Below are 21,952 nucleotides of genomic sequence, written 5' to 3'. Positions count from 1 at the left end.
TAACGGTGCGGCTCAGGCGAGGGTGGCGACCAGGACGGCCTTGATGGTGTGCAGGCGGTTCTCCGCCTCGTCGAAGACGACCGAGTGCGCGGACTCGAAGACCTCGTCGGTGACCTCCAGGGAGTCGAGACCGTGGGCCTCGAAGATCTCCTGGCCGACCTTGGTGCCCAGGTCGTGGAAGGCCGGCAGGCAGTGCAGGAACTTCACGTCCGGGTTGCCGGTGGCGCGCAGGACGTCCATGGTCACCGCGTACGGGGACAGCGCGGCGATCCGCTCCGCCCAGACGTCCTTGGGCTCGCCCATGGAGACCCAGACGTCCGTGACGACGAAGTCGGCGCCGCGGACGCCCTCGTCCACGGCCTCGGTGAGCGTGACGCGTGCCCCGCTCTCCTCGGCGAGCTTGCGGGCGGTGTCGACGACGTCCTGGGCGGGCCAGTAGGCCTTCGGGGCGACGATGCGCACGTCCATGCCGAGCAGGGCGCCGGTGACCAGGTAGGAGTTGCCCATGTTGAAGCGGGCGTCGCCGAGATAGGCGAAGGAGATCTCCGTCAGGGGTCCCGCACTGTGCTCGCTCATGGTGAGTACGTCGGCGAGCATCTGGGTGGGGTGCCAGTCGTCGGTGAGGCCGTTGTAGACGGGCACGCCGGCGTGGGCGGCCAGCTCCTCGACCTTCTGCTGGCTGTCGCCGCGGTACTCGATGCCGTCGAACATCCGCCCGAGGACACGGGCGGTGTCCTTCACCGACTCCTTGTGGCCGATCTGCGAGCCCGACGGGTCGAGGTACGTGGTCGAGGCACCCTGGTCGGCGGCGGCGACCTCGAAGGCGCAGCGGGTGCGCGTGGAGGTCTTCTCGAAGATCAGCGCGATGTTCCTGCCCCGCAGGTACGGTGTCTCGCTCCCGGCCTTCTTGGCGGCCTTCAGCTCCGCGGCCAGCTCGACCAGGCCGCGGAACTCGTCCGCGGTGAGGTCGGTCTCCTTGAGGAAGTGGCGGCCGGCGAGGGCGGTCGGGACTGTCGCCATGGGGGGCGCTCCAGAGGTACAGGGACAGGGACTCCTGAAACTATATACGAAGTTCTGAATTTATATACGGCTTCGTTGTGCGGTCTCCTACACCGCCGCGCGTTCCACCGGGCAGCTCATGCAGCGCGGCCCGCCCCGGCCCCGGCCCAGTTCGCTGCCCGGGATCTCGATCACTTCGATGCCCTGTTTGCGCAGGTGGGTGTTGGTGGTGGCGTTGCGTTCGTAGGCGACGACGACGCCCGGCTCGACGGCCAGGACGTTGCAGCCGTCGTCCCACTGCTCGCGCTCGGCCGCGTGGACGTCCTGCGTGGCGGTCAGGACGCGGATCTCGCCGAGGCCGAGGGCGGCGGCGATCGCGCGGTGCATGTGCTCGGGCGGATGGTCGGTGACCTTCAGCTCCTTCTCGCCCACGCCCGGTTCGATGGTGTAGGAGCGGAGCACGCCGAGTCCGGCGTACTGGGTGAAGGTGTCGCCGTCGACCATGGTCATCACGGTGTCGAGGTGCATGACGGCCCGCCGCTTGGGCATGTCGAGGGCCACGATCGTGGAGGCGGAGCCGGCCGCGAACAGCTTGTGGGCGAGCATCTCGACGGCCTGCGGGGTGGTCCGCTCGCTCATGCCGATGAGCACGGCGCCGTTGCCGATGACCAGCACGTCCCCGCCCTCGATGGTGGACGGGTAGTCGGCCTGGCCCTCGGACCAGAGGGGGAAGGTCTCGTCGCGGAAGAGGGGATGGTGCCGGTAGATCGCCTCGAAGTGGACCGTCTCGCGCTGCCGGGCGGGCCAGCGCATGGCGTTGATGGAGACGCCGTCGTAGATCCAGGCGGAGGTGTCGCGGGTGAAGAGGTGGTTGGGCAGCGGGCCGAGCAGGAAGTCGTCCAGCTCCATGACGTGGAAGCGCACGGAGGTCGGTTCCGTGTGGGCGTCCAGGAACTCGCGCTTGGTCATGCCGCCGACCAGGGCCTCGGCGAGCTCGCGGGCGGGCAGGGTCTCGAAGGCGGCGCGGAGGTGGTCCGTGGCCAGCACGCCGTACTCCTTCTCGTCGAAGACCCGGTCCAGGACGAGCCGCCGGGCCGCCGGGACCTCCAGGGTCTCGGCGAGCAGGTCGCCGAAGAGGTGCACCTCGACCCCGCGGTCGCGGAGCACGTCGGCGAACCCGTCGTGCTCGGCACGCGCCCGGCGCACCCAGAGCACGTCGTCGAAGAGAAGGGCGTCCTTGTTGCTGGGGGTGAGCCTTTTGAGCTCGAGATCCGGCCGGTGCAGGATGACGCGGCTGAGCCGCCCGGCCTCGGAGTCGACATGGAATCCCATGCCTCCATCCTGACCACTCGGACCGTCCTTCACCCCCCGCTTGCCCGGACCCGTACGCGTCCGTCCCGGCCGGCCCGGATGCGGGGCCGGCCGGGACCCGGGTTCACAGCCTCGGGTTCACAGCCGCGGGTCCACCGGTTCGGACTCCAGGGCGAGGACGCCGAAGACCGCCTCGTGCACGCGCCACAGCGGTTCGCCGTCCGAGAGCCGGTCCAGGGCCTCCAGGCCGAGGGCGTACTCGCGGATCGCGAGCGACCGCTTGTGGTTGAGGAAGCGCTGCCGCAGCCGGGCCAGGTTGTCGGGGCGCGTGTACTCGGGGCCGTAGATGATCCGCAGGTACTCGCGGCCCCGGCACTTGATGCCGGGCTGCACCAGGCGGCCCTTGTCGTCCCTGACCAGCGCGGCGACCGGCTTGACGACCATGCCCTCGCCGCCCCGGCCGGTCATCTCCAGCCACCAGTCGGTGCCCGCCGCCACCGACTCGGGGTCGCCGGTGTCGACGTACAGCCGCCGGGTGGTGTGCAGCAGGCCGCTCGCGTCGTGCTCGACGAGCCGGTCGATGAGCGCGAGCTGCTCGTCGTGCGGCAGGTCGGCCAGGCTGCGGCCCTGGGCGGCGAGGACCTGGAACGGGGCCAGGCGGACGCCGTCCAGGCCGTCGGTGGGCCAGCAGTAGCGACGGTACGCGTCGGTGAACGCGCCGGCGTCGGCCGACCGCTCCCGCTGCCGGGCCAACAGCTCCGTGACCTCGACGCCCCGGGCGGCCGCACCCTCCAGGGCGGACAGCACGCCCGGGAACACCGCGCCGGCGGCGGCGCCCACCGCGGCGTACTGGGAGCGGAGCAGCCCGGCGGCCTTCAGGGACCACGGCATCAGCTCGGCGTCGAGCAGCAGCCAGTCCGTGGACAGCTCGTCCCACAGGCCGGCCTCGCCGATCGCGGTGCGCAGCCGGTCGAGGATCGCCTCGGTGAGGGACGCGTCGTCCAGGAACGGGCGGCCGGTGCGGGTGTAGAGCGACCCCGTCGGGCCGTCCACGCCGAAGCGGGCGCGCGCCGCCTCCGCGTCGCGGCAGACCAGGACCACCGCCCGCGAGCCCATGTGCTTCTCCTCGCACACCACGCGCTCCACCCCGTCGGCCGCGTACTGCGCGAACGCCTCCTTCGGGTGCTCCAGGTAGCCGTCCACTCCCGAGGTGGCGGTCGGCGCCATGGTCGGCGGGAGGTACGGCAGCAGCCGGGGGTCGGTCGCGAAGCGGCTCATGACCTCCAGGGCGGCCGCGCCGTTCTCCTCGCGCACGGTGATCCGCCCGGCGTGCCGGGTCTCCACCACCCGGCGGCCCTGGACGTCCGCCAGGTCCAGCGGACGGCCGTCGTGTCCGCCGGGCGCCTCGGTCCGCAGCGGCCTGGCCGGCTCGTACCAGACCCGCTCGGCCGGTACGTCGACCAGCTCGCGCTCCGGCCAGCGCAGCGCGGTGAGCTTGCCGCCGAAGACGGCGCCGGTGTCCAGGCAGATGGTGTTGTTGAGCCAGGTCGCCTCGGGGACCGGGGTGTGGCCGTAGACGACGGCGGCGCGGCCCCGGTAGTCCTCGGCCCACGGGTAGCGCACGGGCAGCCCGAACTCGTCGGTCTCGCCGGTCGTGTCGCCGTACAGGGCGTGGCTGCGGACCCGGCCGGAGGTGCGGCCGTGGTACTTCTCCGGCAGCCCGGCGTGGCAGACCACGAGCCGGCCGCCGTCAAGGACGTAGTGGCTGACGAGGCCGTCGATGAACTCCCGTACCTCGGCGACGAACTCCTCGCTCTCGCCGTCCATCTGCTCGATGGTCTCGGCGAGTCCGTGAGTGTGCTGGACCTTGCGGCCCTTGAGGTGCCGGCCGTACTTGTTCTCGTGGTTGCCGGGCACGCACAGCGCGTTGCCCGACTTCACCATGGACATCACGCGGCGCAGCACGCCGGGGCTGTCCGGGCCGCGGTCGACCAGGTCGCCGACGAAGACGGCGGTGCGGCCCTCGGGGTGGACGCCGTCGGCGTAGCCGAGCTTGCCGAGCAGGGCGTCCAGCTCGGCGGCGCAGCCGTGGATGTCGCCGACGATGTCGAACGGTCCGGTGAGGTGGGTCAGGTCGTTGAACCGCTTCTCGGTGACGACGGTGGCGTGCTCGACCTCCTCGACGCCGCGCAGGACGTGCACCTTGCGGAAGCCCTCGCGCTCCAGGTGCCGCAGGGAGCGGCGGAGTTCGCGGGTGTGGCGCTGGACGACCCGGCGGGGCATGTCGGCGCGGTCGGTGCGGCCGGCGTTGCGCTCGGCGCAGACCTGCTCGGGCACGTCGAGGACGACGGCGATGGGCAGCACGTCGTGCTTCCTGGCCAGCTCGATCAGCTGACGGCGGGCGTCCTGCTGCACGTTGGTGGCGTCCACGACGGTGCGGCGGCCGGCGGCGAGCCGCTTGCCGGCGATGTAGTGCAGGACGTCGAAGGCGTCCCGGCTGGCGCTCTGGTCGTTCTCGTCGTCGGCGACCAGACCCCGGCAGAAGTCGGAGGAGATGACCTCGGTCGGCGTGAAGTGGCGCCGCGCGAAGGTGGACTTGCCGGAGCCGGAGGCGCCGATCAGCACGACGAGGGAGAGGTCGGTGACGGGCAGGGCGCGGGAGCGCGCGGGGGTGGTGCCGGTGGTGCTCATGCGGCCTTCGCCTCCTTCTCGGTCACGGTCTCTGTGGTGAACACGGCCAGCTGCGTGGGCGGGCCCACCTCGGGGTCGTCGGGTCCGACGGGGCGGAACTCCACGTCGTAGCCGTGCCGTTCGGCAACCGCCCGTGCCCAGGTGCGGAACTCCTCGCGGGTCCACTCGAAGCGGTGGTCGCGGTGGCGGACGTGTCCGGCGGGCAGGGACTCCCAGCGCACGTTGTACTCGACGTTCGGCGTGGTGACGACGACCGTGCGGGGGCGGGCCGCGCCGAACACGGCGTACTCCAGGGCGGGCAGCCTCGGCAGGTCCAGGTGCTCGATCACCTCGCTGAGCACGGCGGCGTCGTAGCCCTTGAGGCGCTTGTCGGTGTAGGCGAGGGAGCCCTGGAAGAGGCTGACGCGCGCGGCCTGCCGCTCGCCCATGCGGTCCAGCTTGAGCCGCCGGGCGGCGATGGTGAGGGCGCGCACGGACACGTCGGTGCCGACGATCTCGGTGAACCGCGGGTCCTTGAGGAGTTCCCGCACGAGGTGGCCCTCGCCGCAGCCGAGGTCGAGGACGCGGGCGGCGGAGTGGTCCCGCAGGGCGGTGAGGATCGCCTCGCGGCGCCGCACGGCGAGCGGGGTGGGCTTCTCCTCCTGCTCGGTCTCCTCCTCGACGGCGTTGTCGATCTCCTCGACCTCGCTGTCGTCGGTCTCGGCCAGCCGGATCAGCTCCAGGCGTTCCATCGCGTCCCGGGTCAGGGACCAGCGGCGGGACAGGAAGCGGCTGGTGATCAGCTTCATCTCGGGGTGGAAGTACAGCCAGGCGCCGCCCGCCCGCATCAGCTTGTCGACCTCGTCCGGCGAGACCCAGTAGTGCTTGGCGTCGTCGAGCACCGGCAGGAGCACGTAGAGGTGGCGCAGGGCGTGGGAGAGGGTGAGGGAGTCGGACTCCAGGACCAGGCGGACGTAGCGCGAGTCGCCCCACTCGGGGAACTCGGTGTCCAGCTGGACCGTTTCGACGGTGACCGCCCAGCCGAGCGGCTCGAACAGGCGGCGTACGAGGCCGGGGCCGCCGCGGGCGGGCAGCGCGGGCACCTCGACGCGCAGCGGCAGCGGCTCGGCGGCACGCTCGGGGCGGGCCTTGCACACGCCGCGCATGGCGCTGGAGAAGACGTTGCTCAGCGCGACGGCGAGGAGCGAAGAGGCCGCGTAGGGGCGGTCGTTGACGTACTGCGCGAGAGCCGCGTCGGGGGCGCCGCCCCGGCCCTTGCCCTTGCCGCGCCTGACCAGCGCCACCGCGTCGACCTCCAGCAGCAGCGCCGCCGTGCAGCGCTGCTCATCCGCCTCGGGGTAGAGCACGTGGGCCGTGCCGAAGGAGGTGGAGAACGTCTGCGCCTTGTCGGGATGCTTGTGCAGCAGGAAACCGAGGTCGGTCGCGGGGCGCTCGGGGGTGCCGGTGGTGGTGACGGTCAGGAACATGGGCCTCTCCGGCCGGGTCGGGGTCGGTGCGGACGACTGCGTGGGCGCCGTGCGCGCGAGAGCCCCCAGGGTGTTCCCCGGGGGCTCCGGCAGGACGACCGTCACACCATCGCACGGGGCGGGTGACCGGCGCCTTCGGTTATTCGAGAGGCGTCCTCAGGCCAGCTGCGCCTGCACCTGGGCGGAGATCAGCTCCAGGTGGTCCAGGTCGTCGAGGTCGAGGATCTGGAGGTAGATCCGCTGGGCGCCGACGGCGGCGTAGCGGCCGATCTTGTCGACGACCTCGGCCGGGGAGCCCGCCAGCCCGTTGGCCTTCAGCTCGTCGACCTCGCGGCCGATCACGGCGGCCCGGCGGGCGACCTCGGCGTCGTCCTTGCCGACGCACACGACCAGGGCGTTGGAGTAGGTCAGCGCGTCGGCGCCGCGGCCGGCCTCCTCGGCGGCGGCCCGCACCCGGCCGAACTGGCGCTCGGTGTCCTCGATCGAGGCGAACGGGATGTTGAACTCGTCGGCGTACCGCGCGGCGAGACGCGGGGTGCGGGTGGCGCCGTGGCCGCCGATGAGCACGGGGACCTTCGCCTGGGCGGGCTTGGGCAGCGCGGGCGACTCGGTGAGGTCGTAGAACTTCCCGTGGAAGTCGAAGGTCTTGCCGGTCTCCGTGGCCCACAGACCGGTGACGATCGCCAGCTGCTCCTCCAGGCGCGCGAACTTCTCCTTCGGGAAGGGGATGCCGTACGCCTTGTGCTCCTGCTCGAACCAGCCGGCGCCGAGGCCCAGCTCGACGCGGCCGCCGGACATCTGGTCGACCTGGGCGACCTGGATGGCGAGCACGCCGGGCAGCCGGAAGGTGCCGGCCGTCATGAGCGTGCCGAGCCGGATGCGCCGGGTCTCGCGGGCGAGGCCGGCGAGGGTGATCCAGGCGTCCGTGGGGCCGGGAAGGCCGTCCACGGAACCCATGGCGAGGTAGTGGTCGCTGCGGAAGATCCGGTCTCTTTGCTACCTTAGCTTACCACCCCCTCTGACCTGCGGAAACGAAGAAGCCCCGCTCACCTCATAACGAGTGAGCGGGACTTCGTCCGCCCGAACCCCCTGACTGACTAGGGGTGTCGGCGTCGGGCGGGGGCCCTTGTCCCGCCACGAGGAGCGGCCACAGGACGAGGGATTGGACGCGGACGGGGAGTGCGAGGTTGGCGCCTGCCGACCTCAACGGGGGCGCCACACTCCCCGTCGCGCCCACCGCGAGCCAGGCGCACGGGCGCCCGGTCCGCGGGTCTAGGGGGCCGACGGGAGCGGCTCCAGCGGATACCCCGACGGCACGTCGGCCGACACGCTGAAGTTCACGATTCGAGTCGTCCGGAAGCGCGTGTGCCACGGCTTCTCTGCCGTGTGGCGTCGCGCCCACTCAACGGGGCTTACGTCCTTGTCGTGCGCGTCCGCCACGTCCTTAGCGGGGATCATGTCAACGCACCCCACGCACTCGACGTAGTAGCCGGCCCAGACGTCGTCGAGTTCCTCGTCCGACGAGATTTCGGGGAACGGGTCACGGCTCATTGCGGCCTCCCATGGGGGTGCCGGCCGATCTCGACGAGGAGATCCGATGCCTTCGACAGGTCGTACGACGGACTCTTCGGATTCAACGCCTCCCGACGCTGCCGGACTAGCGCCCCGCAAACGTCGCATCCCGGCGTCGGCTCCGGCCCTCGCACAAACGGGTCAGTCAACGTCACTGGACCCCGTCTCCGTAAAGCCGCCATTCCCCCACCTCCCGGAATCAGGCACACGTCACAACGAAGCCCCGTATATTCGGTGACTCGCCGTGTGCGGAATGGCACGTCTAGTGTGTCGCCATGAAGGCACAGAATGCAACCCGACAGACTAAGACTGCAAAAACGCAGTCAGATCTCTCGTGTGCATCACATCTGTGGGAGGCTGTGTAGCCGCGTCGCTCCAGCGGCGCGAAGATGGCACAGAGACGAGGGGATCGGGGACGAGTTGGGCGCAGTGGGAGAGCCGACAGTGCGCAAGCGGCAGCTTGGGGCGAAGCTCCGTCAGTTGCGGCAGGCGAAGGGGCTGAAACTCGAAGACGTCGCCGCTCGCACGTCCATGGCCGAATCGAAGGTCGGCCGCGTCGAGCTGGGGCGCCTCGGCATCAAGCCCGACGACCTTGACGAGCTGCTCGACCTTTACGACGCCAAGGACGAGTCCCTCCGCACAGTCCTCCGGGCCATCGCCCGGCACGGAAGCCGGCGCGGGTGGTGGCAGACCTACAAAGACTTGATCTCTCCAGCCTACGCGGACCTGATCAGCCTGGAGGCTGACGCCCAGTCCATGCGCTCGTACCAGTCCACACTGATTCCAGGGCTCCTACAGACTGTCGCCTACGCCCGCGCCACGCTGGGCGCCACAGGCATGACGTCGACGGCCGACGAGGTCAACCGCTTGGCCGAAGTACGGATGGCGCGGCAGTCCGTTCTCACGCGTCCGGAGCCCCTGGAGCTGTGGGCCGTCATCCATGAGGCTGCGCTGCACCCGCGAGTGAAGAGCCAGCCGAAGATCATGAAAGAGCAGCTTCAATCGCTGCTCGACAGACAAGAGCTTCCGAATGTCTCGATACAAGTTCTTCCGCTCGACGCCCCACCGCACGTGGGGCTGATCGGGAGCTTCGTGTTGTTCGGGTTCCCTGAGACGGCCGATCTTGACGTCGTCTACCTGGAGAACCTGACGAACGCGCTGTACGTCGAGGATCATACGGAAGTGAGTCGGTACGGGTCGGCCTTCGAGCGTCTGCGCGCGGCTGCCCTCCCGTTCGACGACTCAGCCGACCTCATTGAACGACTGAAGGACTCCATCCAATGATCATCCCCGACTCCTCCGCCGCAGGCTTCGCCTGGACCAAGTCCACCTACAGCGGCAATCAGGGCGACTGCATCGAGGTCGCCCACGGCGCCGTCCCTGCGGCACTCCCTGTGCGCGACAGCAAGGTTCCCGCCGGCCCGGCGGTCGTCTTCTCCGACGACACGTGGTGGGGCTTCGTCGACGCTGTGAAGCGCGGCGACGTCTGATCTGGCCCGCAACGCAAAGAAGGCCCCTGCCTGATGGCGGGGGCCTTCGTGGCGGTGCTCAGTGTGCGCGGTGGTCGGCGAGCGCCTGTCGTCCAGCGTCGGTGATCCGCATGCGACCTGGCCCGGCGTCCTCAACGTAACGCGCAGCCACGAGGTACACCAGAGCCGGCAAGGACCGCTGGTACGTCGCTACAAGCGGTGCGTCGTCGACGTGTTCCAGTCGCTCCAGGGTAATCAACACGTCGTCGTCGAGCTTCATCGCGCCCCCTCTGCGGTCAACGTCAGCGCCGTCTCACGCATGGCGCCGATCTTCGCGCTTAGGCGGATCAGCTCCGTCACGCGCGCGGAGAGACGGGCGAGGTCGCCAGCGGTCACCCCGTCTACCACGGGGTTGGAAGCGATGGAGTTGAGCAGGTCAGCAGCGTAACGGGCATCGCGGGCGAAGATCTCCTCATCGCTCGCGACCTGACGGGCGATAAAGCAGGCGGCGAAGTCGCTCATACCCCCTCCGCCTCGTCCGCCGCGCGGAGGAGAGCGGCGGCCAGTTCGCGTGCTTGTGCTGGGGTGTAGTCGGCCCGCGTCTCGCCGTCCGCGACGACCTGGACTTCATCCTTGTTCACGCGGGTCGTGATCGCGTTCCCGTACGAGTCCTGAACCGTGTTCATGCTCTCCCTTTCTTCACGCGCCCACGGGGCGCTTGTTGTAGACCTTACGTACCTCGTCGAGGCTGACGCGTGGCCCCTCGATGGTCTGGTGCTTGACGAGCCGGGAGCTGTTAGCTGCTCCGCGGATCGTCTCCGTCGCCACGCCGGCCATGTCGGCGGCTTCCTTGTACGTGACCAGGACGGGCTTCTGCGGCTCTTCCACGGACTCCGGGACCACTTCCTCCACCGACTCCCCCACAGGCTCTTCAGCGGCCTTCTGCGGCCCCTCGTTGGTGCCCGTGGGTGCCTTGCGCGAGTGGACGAGCAGCGAACCCCCGAAGAACGCGAGCACCGGCCAGGCGGCGACGAGGACACGGAGCATCGTCGGCGGGTGCTCCAGGTCGACGACGCCGGCCGTGGCGACGTTCGCGCTCATGGACGCCGCCAGGGAGAGCCAGAACCACAGGCGTGCGGCCTTAACCGACTCCCCCTCCTCCGCCTCCCGGACACGCTTCCAGGCCATGACAAGGAGGACGTCGACGGACACGGGGTAGGCCCACGCCTTCCACCCGCCCTGCCCCGCGGCCTCCGCGATGTCGTGGATGTGGGCGAAGGAGAGTGCGGCTGCGATGACGGCTTGAATCAGGAGGGGGTCCAGCCGGCGGAGTGCTCTCATGGCTCCTCGTTCTGTGTGCGTAAGTTGTGAGTGTGAACCGGAGCCCCTGTCGCCGGAATCGACAGGGGCTCGCGTGGGGCTCCGGGTCGCTCAGCCGATCGACTTCGGGTCGGCCTCCAGGAACTCATCGGGAAGGAACTTGCCGCGGGCGATTCCGTCAGCACCGTAGAGCGTGGCGTAACCGTCGCCCGCCGGCTCCCACCGGGCGACAGTGACCGTGGCGAAGCTGGCCCAGCCCTCGACAAGAACTACGGTCCCCGGTACCGCCTGGCGGGCCGTGATGACCACGTTCGAGGCGTCAAGTCGGGTGCTGTGCGGGTCGTGTCGGTCCATTGCTGCTCCTCTGTGTCGGTCGGGCTGGGGCCCACAGAGAGCAGTACTGCCATGGCGGGGGCTACGTGATCCTGGAGGAGGTCCGATCCGTCTCGCGGGTGCTCTCCGCGTCCTCTTCGGCGTCGTCAGGCCCATGGTTACGCCTGCACAGCCAGCACGTGCAGGAGGTCTGCTCTCTGTGGAGTTGTGCCGCCCGACCCTCTGCGAGTGCCTTGCGGTGTGACGACTATGACACAAGTTATGTCGACCACACAACCGCGTCGCGTAAAACGACTCACGCGACTTCCGCGATCAGTGCCACCCGTCGCACCCGTCGGCCGGCGAGCGTGATGACGTGGCCCCCGCGGACGCGGGTCACCTCGTCCCCACGTTGCTTCGCCAGGCGGAGGAAGAGGAGCCGCGCGTCCTCGTCGACGAGTACGGTGGGGCCGTCCTCGAACGTCAGGCGGAACGTCACGCCGCCTCCCCGCGGTTCACCACGACCTCCGTACCCGCCGGCACGATGGCGTAGCCGCCGCCCTCGAAGTGCAGGGTGACGCTCCCCTCTCCCCACGGCCAGGCTCCGTCGGAGGCGGCGCGTCGGTGCCCGTGGAGGCTGAAGCGGTCACCCCTGCGGACGTCGCGGGCGGGGATGGTCAGTACGGACATAGCTCCTCCTGTGAGCGGTTTGCGGTACAGGAAGAGCCCCTGTCACCGGAATTGACAGGGGCTCTAGGTCAGACTCGGCGCAGCAACGAGAACCCCGTGCCGTCCCCCTCGCACGTCTGGAGGACGAGGTCCGGGCCGCCGGAGAACGTGGGGATGGCGCCGCCCTGGCGGTCGATGTACTGGTGCCCGTAGACCCGGTACGTTCCGGCGAGCGGACCAGAGATGACGCGGACCGTGCGGCCGACGGGGACGCGGGAGAGCCAGGCGTACCCGTCATAGTTGTGGCCGGCCAGGATGTGCCCGGCGTACATCGTCAGCGACCCCGCGTCGATGCACGGTTGGGGGTCGCCCGTGCAGTCGCGGTAGAAGCTGATGCGGATGTCCGCGGGAGTCTTCCCGGGCCGCTTCGTGGCGGGGGTCGACGACGGCTTGGCGATCGTCGGGGAGGGCGACGGCGTCAGTGTCTTGCGCTCCTCGTCCCGGTCCGTGTGCGTGGCCGGCTGGGGCTCCGGCTTGTACGGCGACGGGGAGTTCGGGGAGGGCGTCATGACGGGGGCAGAGACGACGTCCTTCAGAAGCGGGTACTCCGGGGCCTGCGCGTCGGGGGCGACGACGAAGCCGAGCGCGGCCAGGGTGGTGACGAACGCGGCAGCGGAGGCGATGCGCATCGGGGCACGGGAGGGCCGGCCGGTGTGGGCGAGGGTTTCCACCTCGTCAGCCGCGCGGATCAGGGCTTCGGCGATGGCACGAGCTTGCATGGGCGACACCCACGCGGTGTCGATCGGGGAACCGTCCAATGCCCCAGCACTCAAAAGCACCTGCTTGTACGCCGAGTCGGTCTCCACCTCCGTCACGTATCCGTATCGCTCACCCGAGTGGTGCTCCTCGAAGACTTCCTTCATGGTCACTTCTCCTCGTCCTGCGGCACCGGTCCCCCGGCGCGCTTCATGTCGGTGTGGAGCTGGGCGACGGCCGCCTTGCGGTCCGTCCTGGCCGTGGCGTGGAAGCGGTCGAAGGCTGCTCGCGTGGCCGCATCCCGTTCCTCCGCGTGACGCGCAGCGCGGTCCGCGTTTGACGTCAGGGCGTCGTGTGCAGCGTCGCCGAAGTGCTTGTAGAACACTGGCATCTCAGACTCCTACTGGTTGGGCAAGGGCCCCGCCGCGGATTCGAACCGCGCGCCCGCCGGCACTGGGGGTGCCGGGTGTTCGGGCTTGCCTATGCGGGGCGGGTGGGTCAGTCTTCGATCTTGGAGACGTGCCAGCGACGGAACGACCACAGGTGGCGGCACTTGTCCTGACCCCAGTACGGGTACTCGGTCTCCAGCTTGACCAGCCCACGGTCGGCGAGCGCCTTGACGGTGCGGTACTGCGTGCCGTCACCCTGGCGAACCGACCAGCCGGCCTGAACCCTGTCGTACACCCGGCGCATCGTCGGGGTGAGTTCGGCAACCGTGCCGCCCACTCCTGTGGGGCGCTCCGCGAGGGTGTCGCGGATGTCGGAAAGGCGCGGACGGTAGCAGGGCTCACCCTGCCGGTCCTTGAGACACCATCCGGTGGGGCGGGTGACGTCTCCGCCTCGGATGCTGGACCCGAACACGGGGCTGACCTCGTAGCGTCCGTCACTCGTGACGTAGCCGTTGGTCCACCTGTCGCGGCGCAAGGTGCGGTGTTTGGGCTGCATCTCGTCCCCTCCCTTGGGGCGCCCCGGTGTGGAGCGCCCGATCCAGTTACTTCGCGGCGACCCAACGGAAGATGTGCCGACGCTTGGCGTCGTGGTCGCAGGAGGGGCCGTGGACGATGCAGACGAACTTGCCGGCTCGCTTGATGTCCACGACCACTCCTTCGCTAGTGCCTTGCGGTGTGACCACTATGACATGACGTATGTCGGCCACACAACCCCTGCGAGGAGCTGCGTGAAACGACTTACGCGACTATCCGGCGAGGAACTCCGCCAGGCGGATGATGTCCGCGGCCGTGGGGTTAGTACCGGCGAGAGCGGTCTGGGCGCGCTTGACGAGGTCGGAGCGGGTGGAGTCGGGGGCCGAGGCGCCGATCCTGCGGACGCCCTCCGCCCACACCTCCCCTTCGTCGGTGGTGGCGACGAGGTACGGCATGCTGTCGTCGTCGACCTGCGTCACGTACCCGTGCAGGCCCTCGAACTCAATGCTGTAGCTGCGGTATCGGGTGATCTCCACGTAGTCCCCGACCTTCACCACTCCGTCGGCCGGCGCGTCGACCTTCCGGACCTCTGCGGCCCACGCGATGAAGTCGCCCGCCTCGTCGACGATGCGGAAGGAGAGGTGCTCGTCGTCCGCGTCCACCTCGTCGACCACGCCCGTGCGGCCTTCCGTGTCCCGGTCGCACCACTCCGCACGCACGATCTCCACGCGGTCGCCGACCTTGGTGGGGGCGGAGGTCTTCGCGCCCCCGATGAGGTCGCGCTCCCAGCCAGCGAGCCCCGTTTCGTCGAGGAGGTCAGACGGTTCGTCGGAGACGGGCTCCAGGCCGTCTCCGATGTGCTTCGGGCTGAAGTACCAGCGGACCCCGTTCTCCGCCGTGGTGCCGAAGTAGTCATTGTGATGGCCGGACACCGTCACGACGGCGCCGCGCTTCACGTCGGCGCTGTTGAGTCCGTCTTCCGTGACCTGGAAGCGGGTACCGATGGCGGGCAACGTGAGGATCGGCACCTCCGTCTCTCCCCCGTCGATCTCGTCGGCCAGGGCGAGGATGCCGCGGGCGAAGGTGCGGGCCTTGTCCGGCGTCAGGTACGCCTCTCCCCTGTAGTCGCCGGATACCCGCATCTCCAGCTCCACGGAACGGCCATCCGCCCGCGCCGTTACGGAGTCGGACGGGCGGCTGTTGCACGTGGCGGTGTACTCGGTCATGTTCTCTCCTCAGTCGTAACGTCGAGTCGCGTGAGTCGTTTTACGGAGCGGTGCGTACTAGAGCGTGTCGACGGTGAAGCCGTCGAAGGACTCTCCGTCGCTGCGGGCCTCCACGGCGTACATCACGTCGTCGCCCCAGAGGACGGCTTCGTCGGGGCGGACGCCGGAGAGGTCGTAGTCGTCGAGGGAGGGAAGGCGGTTCATGGTGGGTTGTCCTGTCGGTGGTCGGTGGTGGGCGAATCGCTTACGCAGCGAACCCGTGCGCGATGGCGACGGAGTTCGCGTTGGCCAGTCCGCGGGAGCGGAGCTGACGCAAGGTGGCCGGCTTGACGGTCAGGTCGGCGCACGTCTCCGGCTCCTCCTGCTTCGTCATGCCGACGCCGTAGAACGCACGGAGCGCAAATGCCTGACGCTGCGGGATCTGGGTCATGAGCCAGCGGGCCAGGTCGATTCGCTCGAAGGAGTCGACGGACTGTGCGGTGGGGTCGGGGATGACATCGGCGAGGGTGAGGGCGTCACCGCCGGAGTCGTCGCCGACGGGGGCGTCCAGCCGCTCCGTACCGGCCAGCGCCTCCACGACGGACATGAAGCGCTCGCGCTCCATCCGATTCTTCGTGTTGGAGCACGCCGAGAGCGTCCTCCACGCCTCATCCACGTTGCCGTCCGCGTGCCAGAGCGCACGACGGACGCGGAGAACGGCCGTGGGGTCGGTGGTCAGTTCGGTCGTGTGGACGACGTTCTCTTCCGCGATGCGCCGCCGTGCCGCCTGGAAGACGTAGCTCGTCAGCTTGGCCGCGTCGGCGCCCGTCTCGTAGGAGCGCACGTGCTGGATGAGCACGACGCGCGCCTCCTGGAGGAGATCCTCCTCGTGCGAGGCCCCCGAGGCTCCGACGGAACGGATCATGCCGGAGAACATGGAGTCGAATGCCTGGACGATCTCCCACATGGCGGCCTCGTCCCCCGCCTGTGCCGCCTGAATCTGCTCGTCGGTGACCGTGACTCGCGACATGGTGTGCTCCTCCGTGCGTGTGTGTGTGTCTTGCGTAGTGAGGTAATGGGGCGCGAGAGCGAAGATGTGACAGTGGTGTGCTGTGACCTGAGTCACACAGCGCTTTGGGTAAGCGAAAGCCCCCGTCCCACGTCGGAACGGGGGCTCCGCGAGTCGTTTTGCGGACCTCAGACGGTGAGTCGATGCACTATGAGGCCGCACGCCTCCGCGATCGTCACGTCAGCGACGGCGAGGGAGCAGTGCTCCCAGCCGGCCATGCAGTAAAGAGCCGTCGCCGTGGCCCACTGAAGTGCTGCGCTGTACGCGGGGACAGCGTCGAGTAGCCCCGCCATCTCCGCCAGGAGTCCGACGGCTTCGTCAGTGTCCTGCGGCCCCGTGATGATGATCAACTGTCGTTCCCCCTGGGAGCTGGAGGGCCGTGTCCTCCCCCTCCCACCGGGTAAGGGCACGATCCATGGATGCGGAGACGCCGCGAGTGGCTGCCACTGCGTAGGCGAGCCAGTCGGCGCCACTGTGAAGTTCTGCCTGGAGCGCAAGCCGTCGCCCGTCCAGCGCCGTTGCCTCCGTCGGTCGGCCCGGGTCGCGCGTCGCCGTACGCCCCGTTCCGTCCGCATCCACGTCAGGCCGTCGGCCCGGCATGGTAGCTGCGTCGTCATAGACGTTTACGAACTGCCGCACTTCTAGCGCTGCCTGAATCAGCGCGTCTAGCAGATCGGTCATTCGCTGTCCGTCTGTGACGTGACTTGGACTGTAGGTCACACAACCTCCACAAGCAACGAACAAGCGGCCGGATCAACTCCACCTGTAGGGCCGCTTTGTGATGGATAGTCCGATTAGGTCAAACCGGCCGAACGGACGTCGTATGTCGGCCGACCAATCTCACCTGGGCATATGTCGGCCGAGATGTCTCACTGTTCAACTTCTTAGCGTGATCAAGTCGTTATCTTCACAACTTCGCCACGCCGACCCGTGAGTCTCGGTAGGTCGCCTTGCGTGACCGCCCGATCGTGGGCCGTCAGGCTCTCACCTGTGCTTTTGTGCCAGCCAAGACATGACATCCGTGTCGCCTTTCGCGCGGTTGCAGGGACCGCACGATGGGGCCAAGTTGAACGGATGGTGAACCCCGCCCTTCGCAAGCGGACGAACATGGTCCACCTCTGCTACAACCATTTGTGTAAATGCGGCGTCACAGTAGGCACAGGACCACTCATCCGACTCCTCCCACCGTCGCAGAGTGTCACGGCGGGAGGGGCCGGACGGAGGCTCAGGCGGCCGAAGAAGGGGCGTGATGCGCATGGGGCGCGGCACGGACCGCACAGCAGAGGGACGAGATCCCGCCACCATGCGGTCAACTGCGGTTACGCGCCCCGTGGTCGGGGGTGCGAGGCGGGCGGGGGTCACGCTGCGAGCCCCATACGCGCGTACCACTCGTCTTCCCGGGCGCGGAGGGCCTCGTCGTACTTGCCGTTCGGCAACTTCATGTAGAGGCTCCCCCAGCTCCGGCCACCGACCTCCGGGTCCGTGTCGAGCGGGACTCCGAAGAAGTCCATCGCCATGGCGTCGCCGATCTCCTTCGCCACGTCCTCCGCGATGTCAGCCGGCGCCGATCCGAGGCACTCGTCATGGATAGGGAGATAGAGGAAGTCCGTCAGCCCCCTGTCATGCATGTTCAGGAGCGCTTGGCACAGGACGTCACGAGCGGTGCTCTGCACGGCGTAGTTCGTCGCGGCGTAAACCCGGTCCCGGTCCAGCGGCACCCGCCGACCCGTGGGCGTGACGACGACGTAGCCGTTGGCGCGTGCCTGACGCTGGACCGTGCGGCTGTACCGCTTGATGCCGGGATAGACCCGGTCATACGCGGCGACGGCCGCCTTCACCTCGTCGAGCGGGGCGCCTGTCTGCCGGGACAGGGTGGTCGCGCCGCCTCCGTAGACCTTGCCGAAGCCGACCCCCTTACCGATCTTTCGGTGCGCCGTCGTGAAGCTGGGGCCCCAGATGAGTTCGGCGGTGAAGTCGTGGAGGTCGCGCCCCTCCGCGATGGCGCTCTTCATCGTCTTCTCGTCCGCCAGGGCCGCCAGGACGCGCATCTCCACGGCGGAGTAGTCCACGCTGATGATGCGGTGCCCCTCGTCGGCCAGGAGCGCGCGACGGATCGTCCAGTCACCCGACGGGAGTTGCTGGAGCGGGGGCGACGAGATCGACATGCGGGCCGTCCGTGCGGCAAGGCTGGAGATCTTCGGATGCAGTCGCCCGGCGCCGTCGAGGCCGTCACGCATGGCGACGCCGTAGCTCTTCGCCCACTTCCCCGCACGCTTGCTGCGGAGAACAGCGTCCGCCAGGGGGTTGGGCGTGCGAGCCCCGATGCGCTCCCAGTTGCGGTCGACGTCGGCAAGCGACTGGAGGATCTCCTTATCCACCTTCAGATTGCCGGAGTCCGTCCGCTCCGTGAGCGTCTCCCCCATGCCGACGAGCGCCGTGGCAACCTGCTTCGGGGCGTTGACCGACGTGACGCCGTACTTCGACGCCTTGCCGGCGTGGAGTGCCGCCTCCTCCTCCAGGCGGTCGACGAGGTTGCGCACGTAGTCCTGGTCGACGAGCATCCCGCGGCGCTCCATCTCCGCGCACACGACCATGACACGGTGCTCGAAGTCCACGAGTGCCTGACGGACTCCGACCTTTCGAAGCCGCTCGACGCCGACAGGGAGCCATCGGGAAACGAGGATGGCGTCCAAACCGGCGTACTGAAGGTAAGTCGGGTGGTTGATGTCGATCTTCCGCCACCCCGTCGCCTTCGTCTCCCCGATGCTGCGGAAGACGGCGGTGAGGTCTTCCTGCGTATCGGGGGCGTTCGGGTCGACGTCCCGCGCGCACAGTTCCTTCAGCTTCAGACCGTATCCGCCCTCGTGCCGGGGCCGCGAGTCGAAGAGGTGGGCGATGATCTTCGAGTCGGTCACCTTCGGTGCCATCGACGCCAGGGGGACGCCCAGGTGCCGGTCAAGGACGAGCATGTCGAAGGTGGCGTTGTGGAAGACGAGGCGGGGCAGGACGTCGAACGCCCAGCGAGCCGCCTCCGCCGTGCGGTCACTGACTTCGGTCTGGAGGACCCATGCGTCTCGGGCGTCTCCGAACTGGGCGGTTCGGAGGCGGTACGTCGGGGAGAACGTGTCGAGCCCCGTCGTCTCCGTGTCCGCCCCGATCATCTCGCCGGCCGACGCCTTGCGCTCCGTCCACCGCCGGAACTCATCGAGGTCCGCGGCCGTCTCCGGGACGCGGGTCGTCGTCTCTTCGCCCGCGATGGTGTAGGGGAAGTACTTCAAAGCCCCATCACCTCCGCGCGCTTCTTCGCGACGTGCTCCGCGTGGGACTTGCGGGCTCGCTCCTCCTGCGTCACGTCGGCGATGGTGCTGACGGTGTACTCCAGTACCTGACCTATGGTCATGCTCGACGAGTAGACGCGTGTCGAGCACTGCCCATCGTGGTCCCCCGCATCGCGGACAGAGACCGACGACCACTCACGCATGACGTCCCCGGTCCTCGCGTCGACCCGTGTCCAGATGAAGATGTCGCGTCCAGCCACAAACTCCGGGCCGCGAGCCGGGTACTCCTCCACCTCCACATCGCTGTCGCTGAGACCGTCGGCGTAGCGACGCGCGGAAGCCTCGTCGAAGAAGACGCCCCTGATCCTGTAGTCGCTGTACTCGCCTGTCGTCACGACGTAGGCGGCTAGTTCCTCGCTCACGCTGCCTCCTTCTGTTGCCCGAAGATGTCCGTGTCAGTGGTCGTGTCGTCGTCCGCCCCCGTGGCGGAATCCATCTGGAGTTCCGTATCCGTCTTCAGCCGCAGCCCTTCGAAGCCCCAGCGCCCGCCCCGCTTGACCTTCGCGAAGTTGCGGGACTCCAGTTCCACGCCCAGCGCCCAGCCGGAGAGCACTTCCTTCCGGCTCAGGCCGGCGTCCTCTGCCCACTCCGCGTAGGCACGGCGGATGGCCATGGGGGCAACACGGGCGTCCGCCTCTTCGACGCACCGGGCCGCGAGGAACTCCGCAAGGCGGTCTTCGCTCTCCCGATAGTCCTGCGTGGCTGTGGCGATGGAGTCGGGCTCCTGGAGGCCGTGGGCGTACCACTCCGCGGCGCCGCCAACGGCCCAGGCGAGGATGCCCTCCGCCTCTCCCCGCAGGGTCGCGGGAAGGGACGTGTCCGCCTTCGAGCCGCGGAACGTGGCTTCGAATGGGACCAACTTGACGCGCCTCCACACACCCAAGTCCTGTGACAGGATGGCCGGCTTGTAGTTGCCAGCGACCATGAGGAGGAAGCTGGGCACGTAGGTGAACGGGTTGCCGTACAGCGCACGGCACGTCACCGGGTCGCCACCCGTCAACTGCTTCACGAGGGCCTCCGCAAGACGGGAGTACTTCTCCGTTTCGCTCGCCGTCACGAGCCGCGCCCCGCGGAGAGCGGCCAATTCTGGCGACGCCTGGCCCACGGCCGTGCGTTGCTCGAAGGTGCTGAACTCCGTCGACTTCACGACACCGCGGAAGACGTAGATCAGGGCGTCAAGGAAGGCTGACTTCCCGTTCGCCCCCTGACCGTGCATGAACACGAAGCACTGCTCTGCGGTGCTGCCTGTGACCCCGTACCCGACGAGCCGTCGCATGAAGGCGGGAAGCTCCGGATGCGCGGGGAAGATCTCCGTCAGGAAGGTCTCCCACCTCTCCGCCTTCGCACCCGGACGGTACGCGACGTCGAGGCGACGGGTGATCATGTCTGAGGGATCGTGCGGGCGCAGCTCCTTCGTACGGAGGTTGACGGTCCCGTTCGCGACGGACAGGAGTTCCGGGTCCGCGTCGAAGTCGCCCGCCGACGCTGGGACGCCGGGCACCGACGGCAGAACCTTGATGATGTCTTCGATGGCCCGGTTGGTCAGCGCCCGCAGCGCAATCTTTCGCGCCCCGTCGTCGCCCGACGCGATCAGCTCCGCACCCATCTGAAGCAGCGCCGTCCTAACCTCGTCGTTCCCCGGCGCCCACACCTTCCCGTCCCAGACGAGGAAGCCGAGTCCAGATGCGTAGCGCACCCCCCCACCGGAGCGAGCCATGTAGTCGCGGAGGCGGACGGCAACGCCAACGTCGGTGAGGTCGAAGGCTTCCCGGGCCGACTGCGACATGGTCTGAAGGGCGGCGTCAGTGGCGTTGACGTCGTCCTCGTCCTTCGCCGTCACCGGCTCCGGTTTCGGTGCCTCCAATTCGACGACCGACGCCGCTCGCACGGCTGCGTGGAGCTGCCCGGGGAAGGCTTCGGTGTCGCGCTCGCGCCAGTCGGTGAGGTCATCGCCGTCGTGCGGGATCTCCAGACGACGCACCATGACGCCCGCGCGGACGAGGGCGACGGCCAGTGAGTCGGTGAACCCCGCTCCTGCCCGGTCCCGGTCGCCGGCAATGACGACGTCCAGGTCCCGCAGGCCGTCGGCCAGTTCGGCGACGAGAGCCGCGTTACGAGCGAGCCCAGCGCCGCGGATGGCTACGGAGTCGTAGCCCGCGCCGACGGCCGTCAGAGCGTCGCCCGGCCCCTCGCAGATGAGGACCGTGTCGTACCCGGCGCCGGAGCGGAACACGCCGTACTTCGCCCACTGCTTGCCGTCGACGTTCGTCAGGGAGACCCAGCGGGCGGGGCACTTCGTCGACAGGTCGCGCCCCTGAAGGCCACGGATCACGCCGTCGAAGCCGGTCAGAGGGACCGTCAGCCGCGGGTACCGCGTGAAGCCACGGGAGAGCCAGGGGAACGGCCGCGAGTACGCAGGGTCGTAGAAGCCGACGTCGAGGTCTGCGCACTGTTCGACGCTCAGACCGAAGCGTCGGGCCGCGTAGCCTCGCGTGTCCTCCGCCCACGGATGCGGAGACGTGTCCTGGAGCGCGTGCGTGCAGTCGTCGACGAGGGTCCGCAGGCCGGCTATCTCCCCGGGGCCGATGCTCTCCGGCGCCCGTGCGGAAATGGTGCTCGCGCCCAGGTCGTTCACGACGTCGTAGAGGTCGGACTCCCGCAGCCGCATCTTCTCCAGGATCTTCGGCTTCGGGCACCCGGTCCGGCAGACCATGAGGAGCATGCCGTCAGTCTTGAGCGTGAGCTTCAGTGACGGATGCGCACGGTCGTTGTGCTGGGGGCACAGCGCAAGGTGGCCGTCGTGATCTTCTTCGACCCCCTCCAGCCGCCCCAGGATGTCGGACAGTCGCAAG

The 21,952-nt window shown here is 68.9% G+C and carries 26 protein-coding genes and 1 pseudogene; 2 read left to right on the top strand and 25 right to left on the bottom strand.

Features of this window, described 5'->3' with window-relative positions; genetic code table 11:
* Nucleotides 1-12: 12 nt before the first annotated feature.
* From argF to GTW67_RS14055, 6 genes and pseudogenes are all read right to left on the bottom strand, one after another.
* Nucleotides 13-1,020 (bottom strand): ornithine carbamoyltransferase, encoded by a 1,008-nt coding sequence (gene argF / locus GTW67_RS14080; RefSeq protein WP_161165151.1) that lies wholly within the window; start codon nucleotides 1,018-1,020, stop codon nucleotides 13-15.
* A gap of 87 nt (nucleotides 1,021-1,107) precedes the next feature.
* The gene (locus tag GTW67_RS14075) at nucleotides 1,108-2,331 is read right to left on the bottom strand and encodes an arginine deiminase (protein WP_161165150.1); all 1,224 of its coding nucleotides are present in this window, start codon (nucleotides 2,329-2,331) and stop codon (nucleotides 1,108-1,110) included.
* Nucleotides 2,332-2,448: 117 nt separating this feature from the next.
* Nucleotides 2,449-5,001 carry a polynucleotide kinase-phosphatase gene (locus tag GTW67_RS14070; RefSeq protein ID WP_161165149.1) on the bottom strand — a complete coding sequence of 851 codons (2,553 nt, stop codon included), beginning with the start codon at nucleotides 4,999-5,001 and terminating at the stop codon, nucleotides 2,449-2,451.
* Complete coding sequence (locus tag GTW67_RS14065; RefSeq protein ID WP_161165148.1) at nucleotides 4,998-6,467, bottom strand: 3' terminal RNA ribose 2'-O-methyltransferase Hen1; 1,470 nt, start codon at nucleotides 6,465-6,467, stop codon at nucleotides 4,998-5,000. The genes GTW67_RS14070 and GTW67_RS14065 overlap by 4 nt, the downstream gene beginning before the upstream one ends.
* 156 nt (nucleotides 6,468-6,623) lie before the next feature.
* A pseudogene (locus tag GTW67_RS14060) lies at nucleotides 6,624-7,457 on the bottom strand (LLM class F420-dependent oxidoreductase); the annotation flags it as partial.
* 282 nt (nucleotides 7,458-7,739) lie between these two features.
* On the bottom strand, nucleotides 7,740-8,018 hold the full coding sequence (locus GTW67_RS14055; RefSeq protein ID WP_161165147.1) for a DUF7848 domain-containing protein: 279 nt from the start codon (nucleotides 8,016-8,018) through the stop codon (nucleotides 7,740-7,742).
* A 465-nt stretch (nucleotides 8,019-8,483) separates the two neighbouring features.
* On the opposite strand from GTW67_RS14055, the gene GTW67_RS14050 reads away from it, so the two are divergent.
* Nucleotides 8,484-9,323: a Scr1 family TA system antitoxin-like transcriptional regulator gene (locus GTW67_RS14050; RefSeq protein WP_161165146.1), complete on the top strand. Its 840-nt coding sequence runs from the start codon at nucleotides 8,484-8,486 to the stop codon at nucleotides 9,321-9,323.
* Nucleotides 9,320-9,529 (top strand): DUF397 domain-containing protein, encoded by a 210-nt coding sequence (locus tag GTW67_RS14045; RefSeq protein WP_161165145.1) that lies wholly within the window; start codon nucleotides 9,320-9,322, stop codon nucleotides 9,527-9,529. Before GTW67_RS14050 ends, GTW67_RS14045 begins: the two co-directional genes overlap by 4 nt.
* A gap of 58 nt (nucleotides 9,530-9,587) precedes the next feature.
* On the opposite strand, the gene GTW67_RS14040 is transcribed toward GTW67_RS14045, so the two are convergent.
* From GTW67_RS14040 to GTW67_RS13960, 19 genes are all read right to left on the bottom strand, one after another.
* Nucleotides 9,588-9,788, bottom strand: coding sequence for a hypothetical protein (locus tag GTW67_RS14040; RefSeq protein ID WP_161165144.1), 201 nt, complete (start codon nucleotides 9,786-9,788; stop codon nucleotides 9,588-9,590).
* The gene (locus GTW67_RS14035; RefSeq protein WP_161165143.1) at nucleotides 9,785-10,030 is read right to left on the bottom strand and encodes a hypothetical protein; all 246 of its coding nucleotides are present in this window, start codon (nucleotides 10,028-10,030) and stop codon (nucleotides 9,785-9,787) included. The genes GTW67_RS14040 and GTW67_RS14035 overlap by 4 nt, the downstream gene beginning before the upstream one ends.
* Nucleotides 10,027-10,194 carry a hypothetical protein gene (locus tag GTW67_RS14030; protein ID WP_161165142.1) on the bottom strand — a complete coding sequence of 56 codons (168 nt, stop codon included), beginning with the start codon at nucleotides 10,192-10,194 and terminating at the stop codon, nucleotides 10,027-10,029. Before GTW67_RS14030 ends, GTW67_RS14035 begins: the two co-directional genes overlap by 4 nt.
* Before the next feature lie 13 nt (nucleotides 10,195-10,207).
* Nucleotides 10,208-10,849 carry a DUF2637 domain-containing protein gene (locus GTW67_RS14025; RefSeq protein ID WP_161165141.1) on the bottom strand — a complete coding sequence of 214 codons (642 nt, stop codon included), beginning with the start codon at nucleotides 10,847-10,849 and terminating at the stop codon, nucleotides 10,208-10,210.
* A 90-nt stretch (nucleotides 10,850-10,939) separates the two neighbouring features.
* Nucleotides 10,940-11,182, bottom strand: a complete 243-nt coding sequence (locus GTW67_RS14020; protein ID WP_161165140.1) for a hypothetical protein — start codon at nucleotides 11,180-11,182, stop codon at nucleotides 10,940-10,942.
* A gap of 274 nt (nucleotides 11,183-11,456) precedes the next feature.
* Entirely contained in the window at nucleotides 11,457-11,639 is a 183-nt protein-coding gene (locus tag GTW67_RS14015; RefSeq protein WP_161165139.1) for a hypothetical protein, read from the bottom strand.
* Complete coding sequence (locus GTW67_RS14010; protein WP_161165138.1) at nucleotides 11,636-11,830, bottom strand: hypothetical protein; 195 nt, start codon at nucleotides 11,828-11,830, stop codon at nucleotides 11,636-11,638. The genes GTW67_RS14015 and GTW67_RS14010 overlap by 4 nt, the downstream gene beginning before the upstream one ends.
* Nucleotides 11,831-11,898: 68 nt before the next feature.
* Complete coding sequence (locus tag GTW67_RS14005) at nucleotides 11,899-12,732, bottom strand: sortase family protein (protein ID WP_161165137.1); 834 nt, start codon at nucleotides 12,730-12,732, stop codon at nucleotides 11,899-11,901.
* A gap of 2 nt (nucleotides 12,733-12,734) precedes the next feature.
* Entirely contained in the window at nucleotides 12,735-12,956 is a 222-nt protein-coding gene (locus GTW67_RS14000) for a hypothetical protein (protein WP_161165136.1), read from the bottom strand.
* A gap of 107 nt (nucleotides 12,957-13,063) precedes the next feature.
* Nucleotides 13,064-13,510 (bottom strand): hypothetical protein, encoded by a 447-nt coding sequence (locus GTW67_RS13995; protein ID WP_161165135.1) that lies wholly within the window; start codon nucleotides 13,508-13,510, stop codon nucleotides 13,064-13,066.
* Between the two features lie 250 nt (nucleotides 13,511-13,760).
* On the bottom strand, nucleotides 13,761-14,714 hold the full coding sequence (locus GTW67_RS13990; protein WP_161165134.1) for a hypothetical protein: 954 nt from the start codon (nucleotides 14,712-14,714) through the stop codon (nucleotides 13,761-13,763).
* Between the two features lie 57 nt (nucleotides 14,715-14,771).
* Complete coding sequence (locus GTW67_RS36990) at nucleotides 14,772-14,918, bottom strand: hypothetical protein (protein WP_202437200.1); 147 nt, start codon at nucleotides 14,916-14,918, stop codon at nucleotides 14,772-14,774.
* A 40-nt stretch (nucleotides 14,919-14,958) separates the two neighbouring features.
* The gene (locus GTW67_RS13985; RefSeq protein ID WP_161165133.1) at nucleotides 14,959-15,723 is read right to left on the bottom strand and encodes a helix-turn-helix domain-containing protein; all 765 of its coding nucleotides are present in this window, start codon (nucleotides 15,721-15,723) and stop codon (nucleotides 14,959-14,961) included.
* 167 nt (nucleotides 15,724-15,890) lie between these two features.
* Complete coding sequence (locus tag GTW67_RS13980) at nucleotides 15,891-16,112, bottom strand: hypothetical protein (protein WP_161165132.1); 222 nt, start codon at nucleotides 16,110-16,112, stop codon at nucleotides 15,891-15,893.
* On the bottom strand, nucleotides 16,081-16,443 hold the full coding sequence (locus GTW67_RS38520; RefSeq protein ID WP_524539779.1) for a DUF7169 domain-containing protein: 363 nt from the start codon (nucleotides 16,441-16,443) through the stop codon (nucleotides 16,081-16,083). The genes GTW67_RS13980 and GTW67_RS38520 overlap by 32 nt, the downstream gene beginning before the upstream one ends.
* Before the next feature lie 303 nt (nucleotides 16,444-16,746).
* On the bottom strand, nucleotides 16,747-17,019 hold the full coding sequence (locus GTW67_RS38515) for an HNH endonuclease signature motif containing protein (protein ID WP_524539778.1): 273 nt from the start codon (nucleotides 17,017-17,019) through the stop codon (nucleotides 16,747-16,749).
* Between the two features lie 101 nt (nucleotides 17,020-17,120).
* Nucleotides 17,121-19,040 (bottom strand): DNA polymerase, encoded by a 1,920-nt coding sequence (locus GTW67_RS13970; protein WP_161165130.1) that lies wholly within the window; start codon nucleotides 19,038-19,040, stop codon nucleotides 17,121-17,123.
* Nucleotides 19,037-19,462 (bottom strand): hypothetical protein, encoded by a 426-nt coding sequence (locus tag GTW67_RS13965; RefSeq protein WP_161165129.1) that lies wholly within the window; start codon nucleotides 19,460-19,462, stop codon nucleotides 19,037-19,039. Before GTW67_RS13965 ends, GTW67_RS13970 begins: the two co-directional genes overlap by 4 nt.
* Nucleotides 19,459-21,951: a phage/plasmid primase, P4 family gene (locus GTW67_RS13960; protein WP_161165128.1), complete on the bottom strand. Its 2,493-nt coding sequence runs from the start codon at nucleotides 21,949-21,951 to the stop codon at nucleotides 19,459-19,461. Before GTW67_RS13960 ends, GTW67_RS13965 begins: the two co-directional genes overlap by 4 nt.
* Nucleotide 21,952 lies beyond the last annotated feature (1 nt).

Source organism: Streptomyces sp. SID5910 (genome assembly GCF_009862125.1).
GTDB lineage: Bacteria > Actinomycetota > Actinomycetes > Streptomycetales > Streptomycetaceae > Streptomyces.
The sequence above is the reverse complement of the archived record's forward strand: the minus strand, read 5'-3'. Positions and strand labels throughout refer to the sequence as shown.